This window comes from Chenggangzhangella methanolivorans (genome assembly GCF_019797865.1).
Taxonomy (GTDB): Bacteria; Pseudomonadota; Alphaproteobacteria; order Rhizobiales; family Methylopilaceae; genus Methylopila; species Methylopila methanolivorans.
Genome location: NZ_CP081869.1, coordinates 2,781,979 through 2,807,109 on the forward strand (window position 1 = coordinate 2,781,979; position 25,131 = coordinate 2,807,109).

General features: G+C 68.8%; 20 protein-coding genes, 1 tRNA gene and 2 pseudogenes. 11 read left to right on the forward strand and 12 right to left on the reverse strand.

The annotated features are described in order from the left end of the window. The first annotated feature begins 12 nt into the window (after positions 1-12). The 4 genes and pseudogenes from mnmG to K6K41_RS14620 all read left to right on the forward strand — a co-directional run bounded on the left by mnmG (position 13) and on the right by K6K41_RS14620 (position 4,293). Positions 13-1,896, forward strand: coding sequence for a tRNA uridine-5-carboxymethylaminomethyl(34) synthesis enzyme MnmG (gene mnmG, locus K6K41_RS14605; protein ID WP_261401138.1), 1,884 nt, complete (start codon positions 13-15; stop codon positions 1,894-1,896). Continuing rightward, complete coding sequence (gene rsmG, locus K6K41_RS14610; protein ID WP_315855041.1) at positions 1,893-2,528, forward strand: 16S rRNA (guanine(527)-N(7))-methyltransferase RsmG; 636 nt, start codon at positions 1,893-1,895, stop codon at positions 2,526-2,528. The genes mnmG and rsmG overlap by 4 nt, the downstream gene beginning before the upstream one ends. A gap of 28 nt (positions 2,529-2,556) precedes the next feature. Further along, positions 2,557-3,381: pseudogene (locus tag K6K41_RS14615) on the forward strand (ParA family protein). Between the two features lie 36 nt (positions 3,382-3,417). Next, positions 3,418-4,293 carry a ParB/RepB/Spo0J family partition protein gene (locus K6K41_RS14620; RefSeq protein ID WP_261401139.1) on the forward strand — a complete coding sequence of 292 codons (876 nt, stop codon included), beginning with the start codon at positions 3,418-3,420 and terminating at the stop codon, positions 4,291-4,293. Between the two features lie 491 nt (positions 4,294-4,784). Here K6K41_RS14620 and holA read toward each other — a convergent pair whose 3' ends face one another. Continuing rightward, positions 4,785-5,816 carry a DNA polymerase III subunit delta gene (gene holA / locus K6K41_RS14625; RefSeq protein ID WP_261401140.1) on the reverse strand — a complete coding sequence of 344 codons (1,032 nt, stop codon included), beginning with the start codon at positions 5,814-5,816 and terminating at the stop codon, positions 4,785-4,787. A gap of 206 nt (positions 5,817-6,022) precedes the next feature. Between holA and K6K41_RS14630 the strand changes: the two genes are divergently transcribed. After that, entirely contained in the window at positions 6,023-6,160 is a 138-nt protein-coding gene (locus K6K41_RS14630) for a hypothetical protein (RefSeq protein WP_261401141.1), read from the forward strand. 306 nt (positions 6,161-6,466) lie between these two features. On the opposite strand, the gene K6K41_RS14635 is transcribed toward K6K41_RS14630, so the two are convergent. Both K6K41_RS14635 and ccrA read right to left on the reverse strand, forming a co-directional pair. Beyond that, the gene (locus tag K6K41_RS14635; RefSeq protein ID WP_261401142.1) at positions 6,467-6,910 is read right to left on the reverse strand and encodes an aspartate 1-decarboxylase; all 444 of its coding nucleotides are present in this window, start codon (positions 6,908-6,910) and stop codon (positions 6,467-6,469) included. A gap of 2 nt (positions 6,911-6,912) precedes the next feature. After that, positions 6,913-8,202 carry a crotonyl-CoA carboxylase/reductase gene (gene ccrA / locus K6K41_RS14640; RefSeq protein ID WP_261401143.1) on the reverse strand — a complete coding sequence of 430 codons (1,290 nt, stop codon included), beginning with the start codon at positions 8,200-8,202 and terminating at the stop codon, positions 6,913-6,915. Positions 8,203-8,371: 169 nt separating this feature from the next. On the opposite strand from ccrA, the gene K6K41_RS14645 reads away from it, so the two are divergent. Both K6K41_RS14645 and K6K41_RS14650 read left to right on the forward strand, forming a co-directional pair. Beyond that, positions 8,372-8,641: a GlsB/YeaQ/YmgE family stress response membrane protein gene (locus tag K6K41_RS14645; protein ID WP_261401144.1), complete on the forward strand. Its 270-nt coding sequence runs from the start codon at positions 8,372-8,374 to the stop codon at positions 8,639-8,641. Between the two features lie 12 nt (positions 8,642-8,653). Next, positions 8,654-9,175, forward strand: coding sequence for an STM3941 family protein (locus K6K41_RS14650; RefSeq protein ID WP_261401145.1), 522 nt, complete (start codon positions 8,654-8,656; stop codon positions 9,173-9,175). On the opposite strand, the gene K6K41_RS14655 is transcribed toward K6K41_RS14650, so the two are convergent. Further along, positions 9,172-10,002, reverse strand: coding sequence for a LytTR family DNA-binding domain-containing protein (locus tag K6K41_RS14655; RefSeq protein ID WP_261401146.1), 831 nt, complete (start codon positions 10,000-10,002; stop codon positions 9,172-9,174). The two genes, K6K41_RS14650 and K6K41_RS14655, sit on opposite strands and share 4 nt — an antisense overlap. Positions 10,003-10,249: 247 nt before the next feature. On the opposite strand from K6K41_RS14655, the gene K6K41_RS14660 reads away from it, so the two are divergent. After that, positions 10,250-10,981, forward strand: a complete 732-nt coding sequence (locus K6K41_RS14660) for a MipA/OmpV family protein (protein WP_261401147.1) — start codon at positions 10,250-10,252, stop codon at positions 10,979-10,981. 7 nt (positions 10,982-10,988) lie between these two features. Here the strand turns inward: K6K41_RS14660 and yihA are convergent. The 5 genes and pseudogenes from yihA to K6K41_RS14685 form a co-directional block, all read right to left on the reverse strand. After that, positions 10,989-11,641: pseudogene (gene yihA / locus K6K41_RS14665) on the reverse strand (ribosome biogenesis GTP-binding protein YihA/YsxC). A 144-nt stretch (positions 11,642-11,785) separates the two neighbouring features. Continuing rightward, positions 11,786-13,612 carry a membrane protein insertase YidC gene (gene yidC / locus K6K41_RS14670; RefSeq protein WP_261401148.1) on the reverse strand — a complete coding sequence of 609 codons (1,827 nt, stop codon included), beginning with the start codon at positions 13,610-13,612 and terminating at the stop codon, positions 11,786-11,788. Next, a complete protein-coding gene (rnpA, locus tag K6K41_RS14675) occupies positions 13,612-14,025 on the reverse strand; it encodes a ribonuclease P protein component (RefSeq protein ID WP_261401149.1) in 414 nt (137 codons plus the stop codon). The genes yidC and rnpA overlap by 1 nt, the downstream gene beginning before the upstream one ends. Positions 14,026-14,057: 32 nt before the next feature. Beyond that, positions 14,058-14,192 (reverse strand): 50S ribosomal protein L34, encoded by a 135-nt coding sequence (gene rpmH / locus K6K41_RS14680; RefSeq protein ID WP_261401150.1) that lies wholly within the window; start codon positions 14,190-14,192, stop codon positions 14,058-14,060. A gap of 185 nt (positions 14,193-14,377) precedes the next feature. Continuing rightward, positions 14,378-14,578 carry a hypothetical protein gene (locus K6K41_RS14685; protein ID WP_261401151.1) on the reverse strand — a complete coding sequence of 67 codons (201 nt, stop codon included), beginning with the start codon at positions 14,576-14,578 and terminating at the stop codon, positions 14,378-14,380. A 308-nt stretch (positions 14,579-14,886) separates the two neighbouring features. On the opposite strand from K6K41_RS14685, the gene K6K41_RS14690 reads away from it, so the two are divergent. The 3 genes from K6K41_RS14690 (at position 14,887) to K6K41_RS14700 (ending at position 18,389) form a co-directional block, all read left to right on the forward strand. Beyond that, the gene (locus tag K6K41_RS14690; protein WP_261401152.1) at positions 14,887-16,344 is read left to right on the forward strand and encodes an ATP-binding protein; all 1,458 of its coding nucleotides are present in this window, start codon (positions 14,887-14,889) and stop codon (positions 16,342-16,344) included. Between the two features lie 96 nt (positions 16,345-16,440). Further along, positions 16,441-16,517 (forward strand) — tRNA-Arg (locus K6K41_RS14695). Positions 16,518-16,613: 96 nt separating this feature from the next. Further along, positions 16,614-18,389, forward strand: a complete 1,776-nt coding sequence (locus K6K41_RS14700; protein WP_261401153.1) for a site-specific integrase — start codon at positions 16,614-16,616, stop codon at positions 18,387-18,389. A gap of 220 nt (positions 18,390-18,609) precedes the next feature. Here K6K41_RS14700 and K6K41_RS14705 read toward each other — a convergent pair whose 3' ends face one another. The 3 genes from K6K41_RS14705 to K6K41_RS14715 all read right to left on the reverse strand — a co-directional run bounded on the left by K6K41_RS14705 (position 18,610) and on the right by K6K41_RS14715 (position 23,253). After that, positions 18,610-19,071 (reverse strand): hypothetical protein, encoded by a 462-nt coding sequence (locus tag K6K41_RS14705; protein WP_261401154.1) that lies wholly within the window; start codon positions 19,069-19,071, stop codon positions 18,610-18,612. Positions 19,072-19,589: 518 nt separating this feature from the next. Beyond that, a complete protein-coding gene (locus K6K41_RS14710; protein ID WP_261401155.1) occupies positions 19,590-20,744 on the reverse strand; it encodes a hypothetical protein in 1,155 nt (384 codons plus the stop codon). A 946-nt stretch (positions 20,745-21,690) separates the two neighbouring features. After that, complete coding sequence (locus K6K41_RS14715; RefSeq protein WP_261401156.1) at positions 21,691-23,253, reverse strand: hypothetical protein; 1,563 nt, start codon at positions 23,251-23,253, stop codon at positions 21,691-21,693. Positions 23,254-25,131: the final 1,878 nt, after the last annotated feature.

The following is a 25,131-nucleotide window of genomic DNA, read 5'->3' on the forward strand; positions in this document are numbered from 1 at the left end:
GACGCGGTCGCTATGACAACGCCCTCAGGAACGCCTTCTCAGCACGCATTCGACGTCGTCGTCGTGGGCGGCGGCCACGCCGGCTGCGAGGCGGCGGCGGCGGCCGCGCGCATGGGCGCGCGCGCCGCGCTCGTCACCCATCGGCGCGAGACGCTCGGCGCCATGTCCTGCAACCCCGCGATCGGCGGGCTCGGCAAGGGCCATCTCGTGCGCGAGGTCGACGCGCTCGACGGGCTCATGGGCCGCTGCGCCGACGCGGGCGGCATCCAGTTCCGCGTGCTCAATCGCAGCAAGGGGCCAGCGGTGCGCGGCCCGCGCGCGCAGCAGGACCGCCGGCTCTACGCAGCCGCGATCCACAGGGCGCTCGGCGAAACGCCCGGACTGGAGATCATCGAGGCCGAGGTCGACGACCTGATCGTCGAGGCCGGCGCGGTCGCGGGCGTCGTCACCGGAGACGGCCGGCGCATTTCCGCAGGCGCCGTCGTCCTGACGACCGGCACCTTCCTGCGCGGCCTCATCCATATCGGCGAGCGGCAGATCCCGGCCGGCCGCGCGGGCGAGGCGCCGGCGCTCGGGCTGTCGGCCCGGCTCGAGGCCGCGGGCCTTGCGCTCGGACGACTGAAGACCGGCACGCCGCCGCGGCTCAACGGACGCACCATCGACTGGGCGGCGCTCGACATGCAGGCGGGCGACGATCCGCCCGAGCCGTTTTCGACGCTGACGGAGGCGATCGGCAACCCGCAGATCCAGTGCGGCGTCAGCCGCACCACCGACGAGACCCACGCGATCATCCGCGCGAACCTGTCGCGCTCCGCCATGTATTCGGGCCGGATCGAGAGCCGCGGCCCGCGCTATTGCCCCTCGATCGAGGACAAGGTCGTGCGCTTCGACGAGCGCGACAGCCATCAGGTATTTCTCGAGCCCGAAGGCCTCGACGACCCGACCGTCTATCCGAACGGGATTTCGACCTCGCTGCCGGAGGACGTGCAGCTCGCGATCGTGCGCAGCATGCCGGGGCTCGAGAAGGTCGAGATCCTGCGGCCGGGCTACGCAATCGAATACGACCATGTCGATCCGCGCGAACTGACCGCGACGCTCGAGCTCAAGAAGCTTCCGCGGCTGTTCCTCGCCGGCCAGATCAACGGAACCACCGGCTACGAGGAGGCGGCGGCGCAGGGGCTGGTCGCGGGCCTCAACGCCGCGCGGCGCGCAGGCGGCGGGGAGGGCGCGGTCTTCGGCCGACACGAGGCCTATGTCGGCGTGATGATCGACGACCTCGTGACCCATGGGGTCACCGAGCCCTATCGCATGTTCACCTCGCGCGCCGAGTACCGGCTGTCGCTGCGCGCCGACAATGCGGATCTGCGCCTCACCGCCAAGGGCGAAGCGCTCGGCTGCGTGGGCGCGGGGCGCGCGCGAAGCTTCGCCGAGAAGGCCGCGCGGCTCGCCTCCGCCGAGGCGCTCGCGCGTTCGGTTTCGCTGACGCCAGCCGAGGCCAGGCGCGCCGGCGTGACCGTCAATCAGGACGGCCGTCGCCGCACGGCCTATGACCTGCTCTCGCTGCCCGACGTCGGCCGCGTCGAGATCGAGCGCATCTGGCCGGCCTTCGCGGAGGTCGACCGGACGACGTTCGAGCAGCTCAAGATCGAGGCGAGCTACGCCGTCTATCTCGATCGGCAGACCGCGGACATCGCGCGCCGCCGCGCCGAAGAGGAGCTCGCGCTGCCCGGCTCGATCGACTACCAGACCATTCCCGGGCTCTCCGCCGAGCTGCAGGAGAAGCTGATCCGCACCACGCCCGCGACCTTGGGGCAGGCGGGTCGGATCGAGGGCATGACGCCTGCGGCGCTCGCGCTGCTCGCCGTGCGCGCCCGTCGCTCCGCGGCGTCCGCGTGACCCCGCGCGAGGCCGACCGGGCCGCCGCAGAGCGGCTCATGAATGTTTCACGTGAAACATGGGCGCGGCTCGACGCCTATGTGGCGCTGCTCGACAAATGGCAGGCGACGACAAATCTCGTCGCGCCGAGCACGCTCGAAGCGGTGTGGACGCGCCACGTCGCCGACAGCGCCCAGATCATGACGCTTGCCCCGGCCCACGCGACCGTCTGGGTCGATTTCGGTTCCGGGGCCGGCTTCCCGGGCCTCGTGGTCGCGGCGCTGCGCCCGGACATCCGGGTCCATCTCGTCGAGAGCAACGGCAAGAAGGCGGCGTTTCTGCGCGAGGCCGCCCGCGCGATGGGCGTCGAGGCGCTGGTCCATGGCGCGCGCGCCGAAGCGATCGCCGGTTCGGCGGTCACGTCGGCCGACGTCGTCAGCGCCCGCGCGCTCGCTCCGCTCGCCGATCTGGTGCGGCTCGCCGCTCCGCTGTTGAAAACGGGCGCCGTGGGGCTCTTTCCCAAGGGTCGAGAGGCCGAGGCCGAATTGACCGTGACGGCCAAATCCTGGAATGTCGAAGCGTCGCTTCACCCCAGTCTGACCGAGCCCGACGCGCGGATCGTGCGGATCGACCGCTTCCTCGGACCCCGGTGACGACGGACGATTTCCGGAGCCGAAAACCATGCTCTCAAGCGCGTTCCCGCCCGGCGCCCCGCGGGTGCTGACGCTCGCGAACCAGAAGGGCGGCGTCGGCAAGACCACGACCGCCATCAATCTGGGAACCGCACTCGCCGCCATCGGCGAGACCGTGCTGATCGTCGACCTCGATCCGCAGGGCAACGCCTCCACCGGGCTCGGCGTCGACCGAAAGGCCCGCAAGCTCTCGACCTATGACGTGCTCTCGGGCGACGCGACGCTCGCCGAGACCATCCAGGAAACCGCGGTCCCGCGGCTCTCGCTCGCGCCCTCCACCATGGACCTGCTCGGTCTCGAGCTCGAGATCGCCTCCGAGAAGGACCGCGCCTTCCGGCTGCGCAACGCCATCGCGGCGCTGCACGCGGAGGGCCGCGAGACGCCCTACACCTATGTGCTGGTCGATTGCCCGCCTTCGCTCAACCTGCTCACCATCAACGCGATGGCGGCCGCGAACGCGATCGTGGTGCCGCTGCAGTGCGAGTTCTCGCGCTCGAAGGCCTCAGCCAGCTGCTGCGCACGGTCGAGCAGGTGCGGGTGACGCTGAACCCGGCGCTCACCATCCATGGCGTGGTGCTCACCATGTTCGACCCCGCGCAACAATCTGTCCGGCCAGGTGGTGGCGGACGTTCGCGCCTTCCTCGGCGACAAGGTCTACGAGACCATGATCCCGCGGAACGTGCGCGTGTCGGAAGCGCCGTCCTACGGCAAGCCGGCGCTGCTCTACGACCTGAAGTGCACCGGCAGCCAGGCCTATCTGAAGCTCGCTTCGGAAGTCATCCAGCGCGAGCGCGCGCTGCGGGCGGCGGCCTGATCACTCAAGAGTTCGCGTAACATGGGGAAGGCGAAGATGGCTGAGGAGCCGCAACGCTCGCGTCTCGGCCGCGGTCTCGCGGCGCTGATCGGAGACGTCGGCGAAGAGACCGCGGTGGTCGACCGCACGCGCCCGCAGCGGCGCGCGCCGATCGCCCAGATCAAGGCGAGCCGCTACAATCCGCGCCGTTCGTTCCGCGAGGAGGACCTCGAGGACCTGACCGCCTCGGTGCGCGAGAAGGGCGTGATCCAGCCGATCCTCGTGCGCCGGGTCGAAGGCGGGGAGGGCGAAAGCTTCGAGATCATCGCGGGCGAGCGCCGCTGGCGCGCGGCCCAGCGCGCCGGCGTCCACGACGCGCCGATCGTGGTGCTTGAGGTCACCGACCGCGAGGCGCTGGAGATCGCGATCGTCGAGAACGTGCAGCGCGCCGATCTCAACGCCATCGACGAGGCGGCCGGCTACGAGCAGCTGATGGCGCAGTTCTCCTACACGCAGGAGAAGCTCTCCGAGGTCATCGGCAAGAGCCGCAGCCACATCGCCAACACGCTGCGGCTGATGAAGCTGCCGGACGCGGTGAAGGCCCATGTGCTCGACGGTTCGCTGACCGCCGGCCACGCCCGCGCGCTGCTGGCGCTGCCCGATCCCGAGGCCGCCGCCAGGCGGGTGGTCGAGAAGGGGCTGTCGGTCCGCGACGTCGAGGCGATGAGCCGCGCGCCCGAGGTGAAGAGCGCCGCGGGCCTGCGCGCGGCGAAACCGGAGCGCGACGCCGACACGCTGGCGCTGGAGAAGGAGATCGGCGAGACGCTCGGCCTCGACGTCACGCTGTCGCCGAAGGGCGCGGGCGGGACGCTGACGATCCGCTTCGCCGATCTCGAGCAGCTCGACATGCTGGCGCGCCGGCTGCGGGGGTGAGGCTTCGGCGCGCCGCCGCCCTTTAGGTGAGGCGCACGACCCTCAGACGGTCATCCCGGGCTTGACCCGGGATCCAGAACCGACGCGCTCCGGGAGCTGGATCGGCCGTCTCGGCTCTGGATCCCGGCTCTTCGGCCGGGATGACCAGGCGGCGGTTCGGGCGGACCGATCGGCGAAGCGAGTGTGTACGGACAAGACGAGGCGAACGACCCTCCGCCCGTCATCCCGGGCTTGACCCGGGATCCAGAATCGACGCGCGCCGGGAGCTGGATTGGCCGTTCCGGTTCTGGATCCCGGCTCTTCGGCCGGGATGACCGGGCGGCGGTCACGGAAGCCTCCCGGCGCCCCCTCGCGCGACCGCCAAAACCCCCTGCCTTATCCGTGACTCTCAGAAGCCCGCTGGCGGCTTTTTCGCTCCGCGAAGGCAATCACACCGGCCGCATTCGAAATCGCCGCCAGCGAGTCTCTGATCGAGTCGATTTTCTGCACGTTTAGCGCGAGAAACGCGCGGCTTCCTGTCCGATTGCGAGCAACGCGCGCTCCGCGGCCGCTTCGCCTGTCGCGGCGGACTTTCGCCCCTGCGCGACCGCGTCGGCGAGCCGCGTCACCGCGTCGCCGAGCCGCTCGCCCGACCAGCGCGCGAGCGCCCGCTCGACCGCGTCCTTGCGGCGGAAGTGGATCATCGCGCCGCCGCTCTCCATCACCGAGCGCGCCGAGCGTCCCTCCTCGACCTGCCCCCGCAGCCGGTGCATGAGCAGCGCATGACGCAGCGCCGCGGCGAGCGTGACCGAGGCCGGCGTGCCGGAAGCGCGCAGCGCCTTCAGCGTCGCAACGACATCGGCCGGCCGGCCTCCGAAGGCCGCGTCCACAGCCTCGTCCATGCCGACGTCTCCGGACTCCGCCACGATCGCTGAGACGTCGTCAGTCTCGATGCGGGCCTGGCCCATCGCGTAGAGGCAGAGCTTGCGGACGTCCTCGCGCGCGGCGAGCCGGTCGGGACCGAGGCTCTGCTGCAGCAGCGCCCTGGCCTCGCTTGAAATGGTGAGGCCGGCGGCGCGCAGTTCCTCCTCGATCAGCCGGTCACGGGCGCCGGCCTCGTCCGGGTAGCAGGGCAGCGCCGCCGCATGGGCGTGCTTCTCGCAGAGCGCGCGCAGCGGCGCGTTCTTCTTGAGGTCGCCCGCCTCGAGCACGGTGAAGGATTCCGGCCGCGGCCCCGACAGCAGCGCCTCGAGGGCCGCCGCGACAGAGCGCCCGCCGACCCGCACGCGGATCGCGCGCTTGCCGCCGAACAGCGCGATCGTGTTGGCCTCGTCGGGAAGGCGGCCGGGATCGGAGGCGAGCTCGTCGCCTTCGAGGCGGACGAGCGCGAACGGATCGTCGGAGCCGTCCAGCGCGCGCTTGACCAGCGCCTCGGCGCGCTCGGCCACGAGCCCTGCGTCGGGCCCGTAGATCAGCGCGGCGAAAATCTCGGCCGGCGGCCGCGCGATGAAGCGGTCGACGCCCGAGGCCTTGATCGCGACCATGCCGTCTCCCGTTCGAAAGGACGCCCGATCAATGCCGGTCCGCGGGGCCTGCGTCCAGAGCGCCGACCCGCCGAGTTTTATGAGAAGGCGACGAAGTTCAGGCGCCGGATGGAAACTATGCCGGCGAAATACCGTGGCGCCGGTCGTCCGCGGCAGGGTCCAATGCGTTGCACAGACAGCAAAACCTGCTGAGAGAAGGACATCCTATGATCATCGCCGGTTATGAAGAGCTGCTGGTTCTCGCCTTCGGCGTCGCGCTCGCGGTGTTCGTGCTGACCCGGCTGAATTCCGGCCTGTCGCGGCGCGAGCGCAAAGAGCTGACCTCCACGCACACCGAGGCGTAAGGCCGGTTCGCCGCCCCCAGCTGTTTCCGGGGTTCATCCGGGATCCGGGGGCCGAAGAGTTCGCGGGATCTGGATCAGCCGTCTCGATTCTGGATCCCGGCTCTTCGGCCGGGATGACGGGCGGCGGTTCGGGCGGCTTGTCCGAGACAGGCGCAGCGCGTCCGCCGTCAGAGGCTCCGCATGCTCCGCCGTCATCCCGGGCTTGACCCGGGATCCAGAACCGACGCGGTCGCGGGATCTGGGTCAGCCGTCTCGGTTCTGGATCCCGGCTCTTCGGCCGGGATGACAGGCGGCGGTTCGGGCGGCTCAGCCCACCAGCCGCGTCACCGGCACGGCGGCGCCGTGGCTTTCGATCGTCATGTCGGGCTCGCCGCGCTCGTTCCGGAACACGCGATAGCTGAGCTCCTCGGCGACCTCGTTGCCGGGGCCGAAGGTCAGCACGCGCGGGTTCGTCGCCACGACGTCGTCCAGCGTCCCGAAGGTCGTCGAGGCGATGATGACCTCGTCGCCGACCTGACAGGTGCGCGCCGCCGCGCCGTTCAGGATGCAGCAGCGCGCGCCCGCCACCCCATAGAGCACGTAAGTGCTGATGCGCGCGCCGGAATTCTTGTTCCAGATCTCGACGAACTCGAGCGGATCGAGCCCCGCCCGCCGGCAGATCTCCGGGTCGAGCGTGATCGAGCCGTGATAGTTGAGATCCGCGCCGGTGACGCGGATCCCATGCAGCTTCGCGCGGACGAAGCCTTGCATCGTCAGGCCGCGGCGGGCTTGGCGGCCTTCGAGGCCTCGTAGGCCTCCTGCACCTCTTCCACCGTCCGGAGCCCCGTGCGCGGCGCGTTGACCAGCACCGCCATGTTTCCGGGCGGGTGCTGGTTGTGCCACATCATGGTGTGGGCCTTCGGAATGTCCTGGAAGGTGAAGACCTCGGACATGCAGGGGTCGACGCGGCGGTCGATGACGAACTTGTTGGCCGCGCTCGCCTGCTTCAGATGGGCGAAATGCGAGCCCTGGATGCGCTTCTGCCGCATCCAGACGTAGCGGGCGTCGAAGGTGATGTTGTAGCCGGTGGTGCCGGCGCAGAACACCACCATGCCGCCACGCTTCACCACCAGGCACGAGACCGGGAAGGTCGACTCGCCCGGATGCTCGAACACCATGTCGACGTCGACGCCCTTGCCGGTGATCTCCCAGATCGCCTTGCCGAAGGCGCGGGCCGACTTCACCCAGGTGTTGTACTCAGGAGAGTTCACCTTGGGCATCTGGCCCCAGCAGTCGAAGTCCTTGCGGTTGATGACGCCCTTGGCCCCGAGGCTCATGACGTAGTCGCGCTTGCTCTCGTCCGAGATCACGCCGATGGCGTTCGCGCCCGAGGCCGCGATGAGCTGGACCGCGAACACGCCGAGGCCGCCGGAGGCGCCCCAGACCAGCACGTTGTCGGACGGCTTCAGCTGGTGCGGCGCATGGCCGAACAGCATGCGGTAGGCGGTGGCGAGCGTCAGCGTGTAGCAGGCCGCCTCCTCCCAGGTGAGATGCCTGGGCCGCGGCATCAGCTGGCGCGACTGCGCGCGGCAGAACTGCGCGAAGGAGCCGTCCGGCGTCTCGTAGCCCCAGATGCGCTGGGAGGACGAGAACATCGGGTCGCCGCCGTTGCACTCCTCGTCGTCTCCGTCGTCCTGGTTGCAGTGGATGACGACCTCGTCGCCGACCTTCCAGCGCTTCACCTTGGAGCCGACCGCCCAGACGATGCCGGAGGCGTCGGAGCCGCCGATGTGGATCGGCGACTTGTGGCTGTCGATCGGGGAGACCGGCTCGCCGAGCGAACCCCAGACGTGGTTGTAGTTGACGCCGGCGGCCATGACGTAGACGAGCACGTCGTCGTCGCCGAGCGGCCAGGTGGGCACCACCTCGAGCTCGTTGGCGCTCTCGGGCGGGCCGTGCCGCTCCTTGCGCACCACCCAGGCATGCATGGTGGCGGGCACATGGCCGAGCGGCGGCATCTCGCCGAGCTCGTAGAGATCTTTCTTTTCGCCGCTGGCGCTCATGGACTTCGGGCTCGCGTTCAAATTGCCGTTGCGTTTCGAACTAGTCGCCTCCCGAAAACCGCGCAATGCGACGTTGGCGGTATGCTGCGCCGCGGCATAGACCTTCGGCGTCGCCGCCATATGTTGAGTTTCGAGGCGGTGGACCGCATGAGCACGAGGGTGATGCGGAATGGAGCTTGAACCATTTGCGGGCTACGGCCTGATCGCGATTCTGCTGATCGGCGGCGTCGCCGGCTGGCTGGCCGGCATCGTGGTGCGAGGCTACGGGCTCGGCATCATCGGCAACATCATCGTCGGCGTGATCGGCGCCTTCGTCGGAACCTGGCTGCTGGCCAAGCTCGGGATCTTCGTCGGCGGCGGGCTGCTTGGGACTCTGATCGGCGCGACTGTCGGCGCGATCGTGCTGTTGCTGATCATCGGGCTTTTCAGGCGCGTCTAGAGCCGCGGGGGCATGGCCGAGGACCAGATCGACCTCGAGAAGTCGGCCCTTCGACTTCTCGCCCTCAAGGGCGGCGCATGGGGCTTCGTCGCGCTCTGCGGCGTCCTGCTCCATTTGCGCCCCGCCGGGGTCGAGCCCGGCAGCCTCAACGAGTTCACGCTTTATGCCGGCGTCCTGTTCTTCGGCGCCTGCGCGATCGTGGCGACCGTGAGGTTCTTCCGGCGCGGCCCGGTGGTCTCGGTCGGACGCCAGGGCGTGTTCGACCGGCGCCTGTCGAACGACTGGATCCCGTGGGACGCCGTCACGGCGGTGGGAAAGGCCGATCTGGGCGCGCGGAAATCGATCGTTCTCGCGATCGATCCTGCGCGCGAACCGGCGTTGCCCTTCACCAAGGCGGCGCGGCGGCTGGCGAAGATCAACGCCGCGACCGTCGGCGTCACCGGATACTGGATGTCGGCGACCGAGCTCAGCGGCGGATTTCCGGCGCTCGACGCCGCGATCGCGCGGTTTCACCCGCGCTCGGCGACGTCCTAGGGCTTCGCGGCGAGCGCCTCGATCGCCTGCAGGTAGGGCTGCGAAACCGGCGCCGTCAGCCCGGTCTTCAGCCGAAGCTGCCCGACCCGGCCGACGCGTTCAAAGCTCTCGACGGCGTTCGCCGCCACCCACCATGAGCGGTGCGACTGCGCGCCCGGCGTCGGGGCGGCCTCGGCCATGGCGTCGCCGAGGCGCATGAGGATCAGGGTCGAGCCGCGCGTGGTGTGGACGCGGACATAGTGATCCTCCATCCGCAGGCAGATCAGCGGCCCGCGCAGGTTCGGCGGCAGCCGCTCGACGAGGCGGCTGGTCTGGGGCGCCTCGCTCTCCCCGGCGGGAAGGTCGATCGTCGCCGCGGCCTCGCCCGCGCCCGCCGCCACGAAGCGGAGCTGCGGGTCGGGCGGCCCCGCCGGCCGCAGGATCGCGTCGGTCAGCAGCATGACGCCCCAGCCGACCACGAAGATCTGGCTGGACATCTCCGCGAGCTCCCAGAACGTCGGCTCGAAGTCGCTGAGCGCGACGGTCGCGAGCGCGGCGACCGGCAGCATCGGGAGCACGGCGACGGCGCAGATGAGCGGACGCCGGACGCTGCGCCGCGCGTCGCGGAACGCCGGCAGGCGCTCGAGCGCGTGCTCGACGAGCGCGGCGACGATGTACCAGCAGGCCAGAAGCCCGACCCAGTAGCCGAGCTTCGGCAGGAATTCGGCCTTGTCGGTGCTGAACGGTCCGATCCAGGCGAAGGCGAGGCCGAGCGCCATCGCCAAAGCGAGCTCGCTCGCGCGCTGGCGCAGCCAGTCCTCGCTCGGGAATTTCGCGAAGTCGCGCATCGCGAACGGCCTTTCCCCTCAGTTTCCAGCCCGCTTCGCGAAGCGCTCCGCGCAGTCGCGAACGGGCGCTCGCCCGAAACCCTGCCCGCCCGCCATAGCTCGCCTCGCGCCGGGCCAGTTCGGCCGTGGTCGGGGAAGCTTGATGAGACAGAACCTAAGTCTTGCCTGCGTAGCGGCGATTTTGGCCGGGATCGGGGCGTCGCCCCTCCGGGCTGCGGATTTTTCCGACGAAACACTCGGCGAGGCCGTGGCGGCGCCCAATGAGAGGGTCGTCTCGGCTTTGCTCGCCGCCGGCGTCGCGATGAAGCCGGAGTTCGAGGGCTCGGACAAATACGAGGTCGTGCCGCTCCTGCTCGCCAATGTGAAATGGGGCGGCGTCGAGCTTCAGCTCCGCGGGCTCGAAGCGCGCGTCGACCTCTTCGCCGACAGCCCGTGGGACTTCGGCCCGGTCGTGAACTATCGCGGCAAGCGCGACGACGACGTGTCGGGGCCGGTGAAGCGCCTCGCGGAGATCGACGGCGCGGTCGAGGGCGGCGGGTTCCTGGCCTACGCCTTCGGCGGCGACCGGAACGGACAAGGCGAGATCCGCCTTGAAGCCACCGTGCTGCACGACGTCTCGGGCGAGCACGACGGCTTCACTGCGAGCGGCGGGGTGAGCTATGCGGCGCTGCGCTGGGGCCCCGTCTACGCCAATGTCGACGCGCAGACGACCTACGCCAGCAAGGACTTCAACCGCACCTATTTCGGCGTCACCCGCGCAGGCTCGATCGCCTCGGGGCTCAAGGCCTACCGGCCGGGCGCGGGCTTCAAGGACGTGAGCGCGGGCGTCACCGCGGGCTATCAGTTCAACGAACAGTGGGGCCTCGTCGCCCGCGCCGAGGTGACGCGCTACGTCGGCGACGCCGCCGACAGCCCGATCGTGAAGGACGGCTCCAAGACCTCGGCGCTGCTCGGGCTTGGGGTGTCGTACCGCTACTGACGACGGCTCAGCTGCGCTCGTCGATGAGGCGCGCGATCGCGGCGCGCATCTCGGCGACGCCGATCGCGTCGCGGCTCGAGGTCGCGAGCACTTCCGGAAAGGCCGCGGGGCGCTTGGCGAGGCCCGCCAGCGTCTCGGCGATCCGCGCCTCGCGCTCGGCGGCTTTCAGCTGGTCGAGCTTGGTGAGCACCACCTGATAGGACGTCGCCGCCGCGTCCATCAGCGAGAAGGCCTCGCGGTCGACTTCCTTGATCCGTGGCGGCTGTCGATCAGCACGAAGACGCGCGCGAGGCTGGCGCGGCCGCGCAGATAGGACTTCACCAGCCGCGTCCAGGCCGCGACCTCCTCGACGGGCGCCTGCGCGTAGCCGTAGCCCGGCATGTCGACCATGAAGGCGCGGCCGCCGAGGTCGAAATAATTGAGCTGCTGGGTGCGGCCGGGCGTGTTCGACGTCTTGGCGAGCGTCTTGCGGCCGGTGAGCGCGTTGACGAGGCTCGACTTGCCGACGTTGGAGCGCCCCGCGAAGGCGATCTCGGGCCGGTCCATCGGCGGCAGCTGGTCGAGCTTGGCGCAGCCGAGCCTGAAGTCGCAGGGGCCGGCGAACAGCTTGCGGCCGATTTCGGGATAGGGGTCTTCGGGAAGCGTCTCGGGCTCGGACATGAGGCGCTCCGGAGGGGCCGTCATCCCGGACGGCCGAAGGCCGATCCGGGATCGTTTTCAAAAAGAGGCGCGCCTTACGCGCAGGACGCTCCCGGCTCTCGGCTTCACGCCTCGGCCGGGATGACGCGCCTTGTGAAGAGCCGTCTAGCTCTTCGCCGCGTCCGCGGGCTTCTTCTTCCGGAACACGTCGAGCGTGTTGCCGATGATGTTCACCTCGACGCCCTGCCGCTTCATGATGATCCACTGCTGGAGGATCGAGAGCAGGTTGTTCCAGGTCCAGTAGATCACCAGGCCGGCCGGGAACGAGGCCAGCAGGAAGGTGAAGAACAGCGGCATCCAGTTGAAGATCATGGCCTGCGTCGGATCCGGCGGGGCCGGGTTCAGGCGCATCTGCACGAACATCGAGATGCCCATCAGGATCGGCCACACGCCGATCAGCAGGAAGTGCGGCACGTCGTAGGGAAGCAGCCCGAACAGGTTGAAGAGCGAGGTCGGGTCCGGCGCGGCGAGGTCGTGGATCCAGCCGTAGAACGGCGCGTGCCGCATCTCGATCGCGATGAACAGCACCTTGTAGAGCGCGAAGAACACCGGGATCTGGATCAGGATCGGCAGGCAGCCGGCGAGCGGATTGATCTTCTCGCGCTTGTAGAGCTCCATGAGCTCCTGCTGCTGGCGCTGCTTGTCGTCCGGGAACCGCTCCTTGATCTTCACCATCTCGGGCTGGACAAGCTTCATCTTCGACATCGAGACGTAAGACTTGTTGGCCAGCGGGAAGAAGATGATCTTCACGCAGAGCGTCACGATCAGGATCGCGATGCCGAAGTTGCCGACGAGCTTGTAGAAGAAGTCGAGCGCATAGAACATCGGCTTGGTGACGAGATGGAGGTAGGTCCCCCAGTCGATCATCAGCTCGAACTTCAGGACGCCCTGGCTCTCATACTTGTCGATGACCGCCACCTGCTTGGCGCCGGCGAAGAGCCGCGCGGTCGACTCGCTGGTCGCGCCCGGGGCGACGACGATCGGGTCGAGCAGGTAGTCGCTCTGGTAGAGCTTGCCGCCCTCGGTCGCCGAGGCGAAGCGGGCCGCGTAGCCCTTGTCCTGCGGCGGGATGAGCGCGGCGCCCCAGTACTTGTCGGTGAAGCCGAGCCAGCCGCCGGTCGCCTTGTAGGTGCGCGGGCCGCCGGTGATGTCCTTGTAGGTCGGGTAGGACAGGCCCTCCTGGCCGAACACGCCGATCGGCCCCTCATGCAGGAACCAGTAGCCGAGCGTCTGCGGCTCGCCGTGGCGCGACAGCAAGGCGTAAGGGTGCAGCGTCGTGGCGGCCGCGCCGGTGTTCTGGACGTTGTCCTTGACGGTGAAGAGGTAGTCGCCGTCGATCGAGATCGTGCGGCGGAACACGAGGCCCTGGCCATTGTCCCAGACGAGGACGACCGGCTTTTCGGTGGTGAGCGGGCCGGTGGTCTCGGCCTTCCACTCGGTCTGGCCGTCGGGCAGCTTCACGTTCTCGCCGGCGCCGTTCACGTAGCCGAACTCGGCGTAATAGGGCTGCGGGCTGCCGATCGGCGCGAACAGCACGATCTCGGGGCTCTTCGGGTCGACGGTCTCGCGATAGTCCTTGAGCTGGACGTCGTCGACCCGGCCGCCGATCAGCGAGATCGAGCCGTCGAGCCTGTTGCTGTCGATCTTGACGCGCGGAGCGCCGGCGAGCGCCTGCTCGCGGGTCTTGATCTGGCCGCCGGCCGCGCCGGGCTGCGCCGCGGGCGCGCCGGCGGGCGACTGGGCCCCGGCCGCGGGCGCGGCCTGCGGACCGACGCCGGGCGCCGGCGTCGCCTTGTTCTCGTCGGTCAGCGCCTGCTGCGCGGCCTGCTGCTCGCGCTGGGCGTCGAGCTGCGGCTTCGCCACGAAATACTGCCAGCCGACCAGAACCAGGACCGACAGAACGATGGCGATGAGTGTGTTGCGATTGTCCATCAACGTCCGCTTTCGCGCGGGCGGGCCCGATCGGGCCTCGCCTTGTCCGCTTCGCCGCCGGCCCGTCCGTGGGCGCGCTTCGCCGCCTGGGCGATGTCGCGCGTCAGGCGGTCGAAATTCGCGTCGAGCACCGCGCGCCGGGCGATCAGCACGTAATCGCAGCCGGGACGGGCGTCTTTTCCAAGCGCCGCGCGCGCGGCCTCGCGGAGGCGCCGCTTCATGCGGCTGCGCTCGACCGAGTTGCCGACCCGCTTGGTCGCGGTGAAACCGACGCGGGGCTTGTCCTGCTCCGCGCCGCGATCATTCATCTGGAGGGCGACCAGAGGTCCGCCGATCTTGACGCCGGAATTCGCCGCCGCGACGAAGTCACGCCGGCGACGCATCATGTCGAGAGTGGCCGCGAGCGTCGTCATCGGCGCATGCGCGGCGTCGTCCCGGTCGTCGATCAGGCGCTCAGCCGCTTGCGGCCCTTGGCGCGGCGGGAGGCGATGACCTTGCGGCCGCCGACCGTCGCCATGCGCGCGCGGAAGCCATGGCGGCGCTTGCGGACAAGCTTCGAGGGCTGGTAGGTCCGTTTCACGAACGTCGTCTCCGGTCGCCGAGGCCCGCACAGGCGTCTCCCGCGTCAAGCGGGGCCCGCGTCGGGGGCCTTCGGCCAATACAAAAAAGCCCGCGGTCTGCGCGGGCGCGAACATGCGGCGGCTTATACGGGAGGCCTCCGCGCGAAGTCAATCGCGGGGAGGCCCGCACGTCGCCTTCGGGCGATCAGCTCCGGTCGGCGAGCTGCATCCGGATCTGGCGGATGTCGCGGCCGATCTTGAGCACCGCCTCGGAGACGAGCGCGAGGCTCTTCACGGTGAGCGCGCGCTCCTCCTGCGTCTCCAGGGCGAGGCAGGCGGCGGCCTCCGCCTTCAGCCGCTTGGTCTGGTCGTCCAGACGCTGCATGACGCTCTCGACCTCAAGCATGATCCTCTCCCTTTCGCCGCCTCGTCGACGCGGCGTCCATGGCGGCGGCCCCGCCGCGCGAACCCTCGCCGGCCACGCTGCGCCCCGGCGCGCGCGCTGGAAAGCGAAAGCTTTCGTAAACCTTAAGATCGGGCGGGCGGCCCGCCGCCCCGGCAATTTGACGAGGCCCCGCGCGAAGCTCACTATCGACGCGCCCGCGAGGCGGGCGCCGACTCGGGCGCGGATCACGCCCGCGCGCCCGGTCCGCCGCCGACCGCAATCCCCGACCCGCCCGCCCGTGACTTTCCGCCCATGACCCGCGCCGACCCATGAGCGAAGAGCACGCCCCCGCGAAGGCGCCCACGGGGCGACCTGGCCTGTCGGGCAAGCTGCTGGCCCTGACGGCGCTGTTCGTCATGGTCTCAGAAATCCTGATCTTCGTGCCGTCGGTGGCGAACTTCCGACTCAACTTCATCGACGACCAGCTGAACCGCGCTCGCACCGCAGCGCTCGCGCTCGACGCCGCGCCCGACGGCGCGGTGGAGGAGCCGCTCGCCCGCAAGCTGCTGAAGATCGTCGGCGCCCGCGCGCTCGTGCTGCAGACCGGCGACGCCCGGCGCCTGCTCGCGGTCGCCGACATGCCGCCCGAGGTCGCCCACACGGTCGACCGCCGCGACCCCGTCGGGCCCGAGACCGTGCTCGAGGCGTTCGACGTGCTGCTCTACGGCGACAAGCGGCTCGCCCGCGTGGTCGACGACGCGCAGGACGGCGGCGACGAGATCGAGATCGTGGTCGACGAGACCCCGCTCAGGAAGGCGATGCTGGCCTTCTCGATCAACGTGCTGGCGCTCTCGCTGATGATCTCGCTGATCACCGGCGCGCTCGTCTATTTCACGCTCGACCGCATGATCGTGCGGCCGGTGCGCCGCCTCACCGGCTCGATGGTGCAGTTCGCCGGCGCGCCGGAGGACGCAAGCCGCATCGTGGCGGCGTCCGGCCGCGACGACGAGATCGGCGTCGCCGAGGAGGAGCTCGCCCGCATGCAGCTCCAGATCCATTCCCAGCTCGCCCAGAAGTCGCGGCTCGCGGCGCTTGGCCTGGCGGTCTCCAAGATCAACCACGACCTCCGGAACCTGCTCGCCTCCGCGCAGCTGATGTCCGACCGCCTCGGCGCGGTCGCCGACCCGACGGTGCAGAAGCTCGCCCCGCGCCTCGTCGCCACGCTCGACCGCGCGATCAGCTTCTGCCAGTCGACGCTGTCCTACGGCGCGGCGCAGGAGACGCCGCCGGCCCGCCGCATGACGCCGCTGTCGGAGATCGTCGAGGACGTGCGCGCGGGCCTTGGCCTTGCGGGCGGCGGCGCGGTCGGCTTCGTGTCCGCGGTCGAGCGCGGCCTCGTCATCGACGCCGATCCGACCAGATGTTCCGCGCTGCTCAATCTCGGCCGCAACGCGCTGCAGGCGCTCGAGAGCCGCGGCGAGACCGACCCGGACCGCGACCAGATCCGCATTCTCGGCCGCCGCGAGGGCGCGGTGGCGGTGATCGAGCTGTCGGACACCGGTCCCGGCCTGCCGCAGAAGGCGCGCGACCACCTGTTCGAGCCGTTCCAGGGCTCCACCCGCTCGGGCGGCACGGGGCTTGGCCTGGCGATCGCCGCCGAGCTCGTGCGCGCCCATGGCGGCTCGATCGCGCTCGTGGACGGCACCATGGGCGCGACCTTCCGGATCACGATCCCCGACCGCCCGATCGATCTCCAGGCGCGGGCCCGCGAACGCGCGCGCGCCTAAAAAGGAGCGGCGAGCCGCGTCGAGAGCGCTTGCAATGCGATCTGAACGCGGCTAACACGTCGCCTCCCGCGGGGCCCCAAGGCCTCACGCGGCAGCGCGCCCGTAGCTCAGCTGGATAGAGCACCAGACTACGAATCTGGGGGTCAGAGGTTCGAATCCTTTCGGGCGCGCCAAATTTTCCTAAGCCATTGAGATCGCCGAATAGCTAGCTCCTCATGGGGCTTAGCCTGCCGTTCGCTACACCATCGTGCTACACGAGGTCAGGCAAAATGGCGGCTCTGAGCTACATGGCGGTTCGCGGCAGCACACAGTGGTTTCGGAAGCGGCTTCCAGAAGCGCTTGCGGGTAAGGACGCCCCCGAGCACATCCGCGCGGCCTTCCCCCAACTGGTCAACGCGAAGACCGGCCGCTTCAAGCTCGAAGTGACGAACTCCCTCAAGACGAAGGACGAGGCCACGGCCAAGCGCCGCAGCCTGAAGCTCGCGAGCGCGGTGTCCGACGACATCGCGGCGGCCCTGCGGATGTATGGGGAGGGGTCTTTAACCGACGCCAGCCTGCCTGAGCTTCCTTCGGTGGAAGAGTTTGAGGCCGCCTACTTCCGCCGGGAGTTGGAGATGGATCAAGCCGAACGGCGATCCGGCGACCCTATGGAAGGTCTGCACGATCGGGAGGCGCTTGGGCTTCTTCCTCGGGAAGCCACTGAGGGTATGCAACGAGACCACTTCCTCGCGTGGGGCGACTTGCTAGAGATCGAAGCGGCGGACCTTCGCGACGCGCTCGCACGTCAGGACCCGTCTGTCATCCGTGGGGACATTGAAGCGGCCTTTCACCGGCTGGGCCTCCGATTTGATCCTAAGGACCCCACGCACCGCGACCGCGCGTTGGCGATCTTGGGGGCGGCTGCGGACGCAGTGGAGGCAAAGCTCGACCGGCAATCCGGCAAACGCGTGAAGACCCCGGAGCCCGCGCCCCCCGCGCAAGGGCCGAAGTTCTCCGAGGCGTTCGACCACTGGAAGCGGCCTAGCACGGCAAAGGGTGGGAGGCAGCTCGCGCCTAACAGTCTACGGGAAGCGGCCCTTGCCGTACGGCTCTTCAAAGAATGGGCGGGCGACAAGGCCTTGGGCGCGATCACCAAGGAAGACACTCGGACCTTCCGCGACGCGCTGGAGCGGCGGCCCACGGGATTGCCTGCAAAGCTCCGCGCTCTGCCTCTTCGCGACCTCCTAGAAAAAGACCTCCGGGCTTACCCACCCACGAGCGCCACGACAGTCAACAAGCTGCTCAACATGCTCAAGGCGGTCGTGCGCCGAGCCGAAAAGGACGGGCTTACGGACGGGCTCTCTGCCTTCGCCAATCCCTTCAAGGACGTGCGCTCCGACGTCGACGAACGGCAGGCGGAAGGCCGCGAGCCCTTCGACAATGCGGACCTCAAGGCTCTCTTCGAGACCCCTGTTTTCGCCTCCGGGGTGCGACCGGCCGGCGGCGGCGGGGAGGCGGCGTTCTGGCTTCCCGTGCTGGCGCTCCTCACCGGAGCCCGCCAGGAGGAACTTGCGCAGCTTCGCGTCTGCGACATTGGGAAAGACGTCGAGGCGGGGGTCTGGTTTCTCGACATCGGGATATCAGGCGGGCGGAACGTGAAGACCGTCAGTTCCCGCCGCAAGGTCCCGCTTCACCCGGAGCTGGAGCGCATCGGCTTGCTGCGCTACCGCGAGGCCCGCGCGAAGAACAATCCTTCCGACGCGCCGCTGTGGCCCGACATCAAGTCTGACGTGAACGGCAAGCGCTCCGCCGCATGGTCCAAGTGGTTCGGCCGGTATCTCCGCGACACGGCTGGCGTGAAGGACCAAATCAAGGTCTTCCATTCCTTCCGCCACACCTTCAAGCGGCTCGCCCGAAGCGCTCACCTCACCGAAGAGATGCACGACGCGCTAACCGGTCACGCGGGAGGAAGCGGCGTTGGGCGGAGCTATGGGAAGGGCTTCGACCTCCAAGCCTTGTCCGAGGGGGTCGCGAAGATCGCAGCGCCCGCCCGGTGTCTGCCCTGAGGTGGGGCCCCGAGCCGGGCCACGGGGGGAATCTCGCGGACGCCTCCATGGAAGGTTCCCCGGTCTCAGACGAGTGACCCCTCGGGCTTCAAATGTCATGACAGGAAGCGGAAGGGCTTGCTGGGGAGGGCCTCACTGCGCCCACTGTGAACCCTCCCCAGCGCCCCACCCTCGCGACCGACGCATAGTCCGCGCCGGCCGCTCGGGAACTGGGGTCTCGTTACTCGGCGGCGTCGGGCTCTGACTGACGGGACCTGAGGGCGTGCTCGCGGTCGCTCATCTCAAAGGCCGATCGGATTGCCGCCACGTACTCCGCTGCGGTTCCCGGAAGGCCGGCGGCCCCAGCGTGGTGCTTGAAGTCCAGTAGCGCCGCCGCGAGAGCCTCCTCACGGCCGGCTCCCGAGGCCTGCAAGCCGACGCCTTCTTCGCGAAGAGACGTCTCTGCCCTTACCGCCCAAGCCTCATGGACCAGGTAGCGGTGATCGAGGAACCCGCCGCTGCCCCGCACCTGCTGTCCAGGCTGTGCGTCCCAGAGGATGCGGCTGGCGTAGACGTGGGAGACCGCCCCATACGGCCTGATATCCAAGCGGAGGTAGCTTTGGCCTTTGCCGTTGTCGTGAAGATCGGCCCCCATCCCGAGGCCGACTAAGAGGCGGAACCCGGCGAAGAACGTCGGGTCCATCCGGCGAGGTCTGGTAGCCTTCCGATCGGTAAGGCCGAAGGAACAAGTGGGCGGCCTAAGAGGCCCGCCGTAAGGCCAATGTCCGTAAAGGGGCCGTGGCGAGCGTCCGTAAGTAGGAGGGAGAGGTCCGGCGGAGGAGCAGTCTCGTGGCTCTCAATGTAGGCCTTGGCCTGCCGGATGAACTCCAGGCAATCGGCATAAGCCTCGGGCGTTATGAACCGCGGGGCGGCTCGCTTCTCTGCGTTGTCTGACATCGTGATGTCCTCAGAAAGGGTGGGGCTGTAGGCAAGCGCCATCGGTCCGCCGTGAAGCCGGCGGCGTGGGCTGCGTGACGCTGGCGCTTCGAGGTGGCGCGATCGGAGCGGGCGCGGTGATCAGGCCTCTCGCGGGCGAGCTAGAGACCCGAAGGTGTGGCCCCGTGTCCCTCGTAGGAGCGGGGGCAATGCGCTGGAGAACGCCGCCGGGAAGCCGTGAGGCCTCCCGGAGCTGTCCCCATGGGTGTCGGGCGATCACGGGGGCTAATCCGAGCCGCCGCCTCCTAGGACCCCATTCACGAGGCCCATGACGCCGGATGACTCCGAGGCCTGCGGCTTGGCGGACCCTCCGCGATAAGCTGCGGCTACGTCGCGTTGCTTCTTGAGGATGGCGTCGCGGACGTTGGGTCCTTCATCAGGATGTCCAAGGCGCTGCCCCGGTAGTCCGCCACGAGCCGCACCAAGAGATAGAGCTTCGTCCTTGGTCGACGCGTCGCCGTCCGGCGCTCGCTTGTAGCCACGCGAGGCGATGAGCTTCGCCGCCACCTCCTTAAGCGGCTTCGAACGGGGCGACGGCCTGCCACCTAGCTGCGCATAGACCTCGTAGGCGTTCCGTCCGTCCTTCATCGTGATGTCCCGGAGGTCGACGCCCGCCCGCGGCCTCGGGGCCACGCGCGTGATGGAGCTTCCGGTCTCAACGAGAAGGCGCTGGACTTCGCGGTCCACCACGGAGCCGTCGTCGTCCGACGCGAACCAATTGCGGCTGTAGGCGGTCACCGGGTCGCCCCACGCGTCGTACCGCTTGGGGACCTTCGTGCTCCACCCCGGAACGGTGGCCATGATGCGGTCCACCACCCCGCGGGCCTCGTGCAGCGTGTCGTCAGGGTTCGCCTGCCGCATCATCGCGGAGTACGGGACCATGTTGGCCGCCATGCTTCCGAAGAACCGCTGAGCCCGCTCCCCCTTGGGGTCGTCGTCGAACAGGGCGTCTAGGGCCTGCGACATGCTGAGGAGGTAAGACTTCTCGCGAAACTGCTTCGTTATGGCCAAGACCGGCGAGAAGATCGCGGCCTCTACGTCGATGTCCTGCCCCGTCTGCTGGCGCACATAGAGGGCGTCCACGATGTCTGCGGCGATCCCCAGGGGGATGGCCACGGGGTCCAGCCTTCCGAACGGGACGTAGGTCCGGGAGCCGTTCGCGTTGTGGCGGACGAAGCTGTAGGGCTGCCACCCGGTGGCCATCAGTTCGGCCTTCATCTTGGGATCATTCGGACCCCCGCCGGTGATGCGCCCGTCGATCGCCGCAAGGGCCGCGACCCCCATCGCCATCGTCCCAAGCGAGAACTGCCCGATGGCCTCCGCCTGAAGCTCCGGGCCCGCCTTGCCGGTGATGGCTTGGCGGAACTCCGTCTGGAGCATGTTGAGCCCCGGCGAGAGCTTCCACCCGTAGCGCAGGGCGTTGGTGGGGGTCTTCACGAAGGGGAGCAGCATCCCGACCGCCCAGTTGTTCTGAGCGAGCGCCTGCACGTGCTTGCCGAGCGTACCGGGCTGTAGGTCTTGCGAGAACGTCGCGATCTGGGCTTCGCGCAGCGCCTCGGGTCCAGCCTTGGCCGAACTCGTCGAAGCCGGCCTTAAGCGTGCTGTCGATGTCCTGCCGCACGAACTCCCGCAGGGCGTCGCCCGAGAGACCCCGCGCCATCCCGTCGTCCATCGCCCGGACTACCGCGCGGCTAGCGAGGCTCGACCGATAAACAGTCTGCTTCACCAGCTCATCCACGAAGCCGAGGCCCCGGGTCGGCAACCCGATGGCGAGATGCGCCGCGTACATCGCGTTGTGCAGCACGCCCGTGATGTCGTCGGCGGGCTTCCACTGCACATTGCCGCCCGCGCGGACGTTCTGGAGGAAAGCCTCCGTGCGGTGCGGATTGAGGATGCTGTCGTTCTTGAGGAACGCCTTCGAGGCCATCGACCAAGCGTCCGCGAGGTTCGTCGCATAGAAGCCGTAGGCCCGCAGGGCTTGGCGGTACTGACGGTTTGCGCTGCCCGCCAACTCAGCGTTGCCGGTGGCCGCCGCGAATGCTCGCTGCGAGGTGGCCCCGATGATCTTCTCCGCGGGCCGCAGGAGCATCATCCCGCCGTTCGACAAGATGTTGATGATCTGCGTCTTGGGGCCGGACACGAGGTTGTTGACGAGGACGTACTTCGCGTAGTCCTGCGCCCGCTCCCCCGCACCGTGGGGGAGATGACCTTACGAAGGGTCGCGGGGTCGTGGGACGCCTTGGTCCAGAGGTCCAGCAGCAGTTCCCCGCCGCTGAGGTCGTTGAGCGTGGCGTCGGGCGGTCCAAATAGCCGCCGCCTCTGCGTGTCACCCTGCCGCCGGCCGCCCGGATGGCGAGGGTGTCGCCCAACGTCTGCCGGTAGGCCCCGACGAGGAGGTTGAACTCCCGAGGGCCTTAGCCCGATCGCCTCCCCATGGGGTGAGGTCCCCGAGCTGAATGCGCGAGGCCATGCGGTCGGCTTCGAGCTTCAGCTTATTGGTCAGCATGATGCCGACTTCGAGCTGAGCCGGGAGGCCCACCGCCGTGCGGGCCGCTTGCTGAAGCGCTCCCAGGATGGCGTCGGGGCTTTCGTTATAGGCGCGGGCGAACTGCCCCACCGTGCGGAGCAACTCCCCGTCCGTCTGGACGGCCCAATCGTTGGCGTTGACCCCCTTGCCGCCCCGCTGCTTCTGGATGCGGGCGTTGACGGCTTCCACCGAGCGCCGGACGAAGAGGTCCCGCTCGGGGCTCCCCTCCGAGAGCCACTGCATGGGGAGCTGTTCGCCCTTCGCGAAGTTGTGGCCCGCCGCCACCGCGTCCGTGAAAGACCCCGCGGTCTCTATGGCGTCAGTGTCGGCCTTGAGCTTAGTGAGGAGCCTCTCCGCATTGAAGCCGTCCAGCGAGGGGGCCTTATAGGCGGGAGCGGGAAGCCCCACGCCTGCTTGCGCCACCCCTTGCTCGGGCGTGTCGACGCCATCCACCGCGGAGCCCTCGGGGGTCTTGGTGCGGACATCGAGGATGTCTCTTTGCGGCGGTGTCACCTGAGGCGTCGCGGCGTCGACCTGCTCCCCGGAGACCTGCACCTCCCGGCCCTCGGGAGCGCTGACGGTGGGCGCGGCCTCGGGGCCCCCTGTCATATGCTGAGGCTGGACGTCGGCCGCGATGGTCTCCGCTGCCTCGGGGCTCCGCGGAGCGTCCTGCGTGAGGTCTACGGCCTCGGGCCCTTGCTGCTCCTTGTCGAGCCGAGCCGTCCACTTAGCGGCGGCCTCGGTGTCTCCCGCCTTGAGGTGCTTCCAGACCTGGACGCCGCCGACAAAGGTCCCGATGAGCGCCGCGTCTAGACCGATGGACTCAAGGGCGGCCTTCATGCGGCCGACTGCGCGGCTATCGCTGGGGTCCGCCGCGAGGAAGCCCGTCACGGGGTTCGCCAGCGCCGTCCCTTGGACCATGTTTGAGAGGCGATCCTCATAGGGGTCGAAGGCGACAGCCCCCACCGCGGCGGCCTTAGCCGTCTCAGCGGCGACCTTCGCGCCCTTGCCCGCAACGTTGAGCTTGCCGAACCACGGCAGGACCTTCCCTGTGGCGGCCAGCTTGCCCGCCCCGAGCATCCCCACGCCGAACTGCGAGAGGCTCGCGGCGGCCTTTTCCAATCCGGGCGCGTGCTCGGTCCAGTCGTCCACCCCTCTGCGCAGGCTGGACTGTTCCGCCTTGGGGGTGGCCCCAAACAGGAAGTCCCGAGTCTGAAACACGGCCTGGAGCGCACCCACGATGGGGGCCTCGGGGTTGATACCGAAGGACCCGTCTCGGAGCCCCGGCTCCTTGCCGGCCTGCTTCGCCCTCTCAGTGGCCTCCCTTTGCCATGCGGCCGGGTCTTTCACCGGGTCAGCCACCGCAGGCTCGCCATAGGCAGGGGCCGGCGGTCCCTCCACCTCAGGGGTTGGCGCTGAGGTCCCTTGTGGGGTGGCCTTCGTGGGAGAGACCGCCGGCCCTCCGACCTCAGGTGTGGACAGTAGGGCCTCAATCTCCTCCGCAGTCATAGCTAGGCGCGACGTTGGTGCGGCTTTTGGGATGGGCCCGGGGGCGGCGGGAGCCTGCCCTTGGCCAGCCCCATAGAGGTAGGCCTCAAGCTCGTTCTCGTTCATGGCAGACGGCGCGGAGCCGGGTTGAGCGGACTTAAGGTTTCTCTCGGTCATCGGGCTTGCCCCCGATCGGTGAGGCGAACCCTCAGGGCGCGAACTCGCAGGCTGCACGCCTCGGGGGGCAATTCGTCGTGTGTGCGTATGGTCGACTTGAAGTCGAACCTTCGCGGCGCTGCCTCTGTCCCCGTTCCGTGTGCGCTGGGCTCCTTGCCCTCCGCGGCGGCCATCGTTTCGCTGTCAGTCATGGGGTGTCCCCCTCTCGAAGACCGGAGTGGGCGCACGTGGTCGCTGCGGTCCGGTCGCCCGCTGCGTCGTGTCTCTTGTGGTGGGTGGTCCGCTCGGGGCCGATGCATCTGTGGGTGTCTGGTGCTGCCCAAACTGGCCCGCTGTGAGGGGGTGCTGGGCCTTACCCCGAGGCCTAACCCCTTGGTCCCGGGCGGTGTGGGTATTGAGCGCACCCTCCGCCGCGGCCCCATGTATACCCACCCCATGTCCTACACGATGAACTTCACCGTGGGGGTTGGTGCAGGACGAACCCACCCCATGTGCTTGACCACAGGCGTGGCCCCATGTATCACCTGAGGTGTCAGGTGTGGCCTCCCTAGTCCTAGGGGTCCTGATGAAGCCATCGAGGTGGCGCACGGGTGTCCATCATTTGCGCGCACGAAATAAAGCCCGCTCAGTTCTTATGAGCGCGGCCATTCAACTTTAAAGCACATCAAAATTAGCGGTGGCCGTCAAGCGGTCTCGCGAAGCGCAGGCTTAAGCCTCGCGCCATCGCTGAAAGTTGGCCGCCTCAAAGCGCTTCGACTTGGGGACGCCCGACGCCCTGCCTCATAAGGCCGGGAGTTGTTCCCCCAAGAACGTCAACGGCTTAGGGCGTACGGGTTTCTGCGTAGAGCGCCCAGACTTGACGGCGGACTCTCGCCGCGCCAGCATTCTCACGCACCCCACAGTGCTGGGCGGGGGCGGCTTCTCGGCTCGAAAACAGTCAGATTGAGGCCGCCCCCGGTTCGCTTCTCCCAGAAACAGACGAAACGAAGCAGGCCCGCGACGGCTCAAAACGTCCGGCTTAACGACAACCCGCCAGAGCGCTTGCCCGGCCCCAGACCTCCAGCCGTCTCCGTGGAGGACATCGGGTAGGTCATAGGTGGCCTTGTGCGCTCCCCCATCCCGCAGGCCATCCCATTGCCCTAGCCCGCCGTCGTAGTGGCTCAGGGTGTCCGTGCTTGGGGTGTCTCATGCTTCGACCGCGGAGCGGGACTCAGGCCACCTTGTGAAGGTCGCCCACGTGGTCGCCTTTCCGCCTTCGACCCCCTGCCTTAGCCCTGCCGCCACTCCCCCCACCCCGAGGCCTACCTGATGGCGACCCCTGTGTGGCTGCTATCTCCATTCCTAACGCGGGGGCGATCCTTGGGGCCTTAGCAGGACTAGGGGTGTGGTCTTGATGGAGTGCGTAAGGTGGGGCTTTGGGTGTCCAAGTCGGAGCGGTCGACGACAAGAGCATGTCGTCTCTCACTGCCTCCCCTATGGCCCTTGAGGGGTGGCCTCGAAGTGTTGGGCGTAGGAGGAGAGACCCCCGATCCCCTGTGCTCAGAGTGACCGACTTGGGGTCTAACAGTGTGGTCG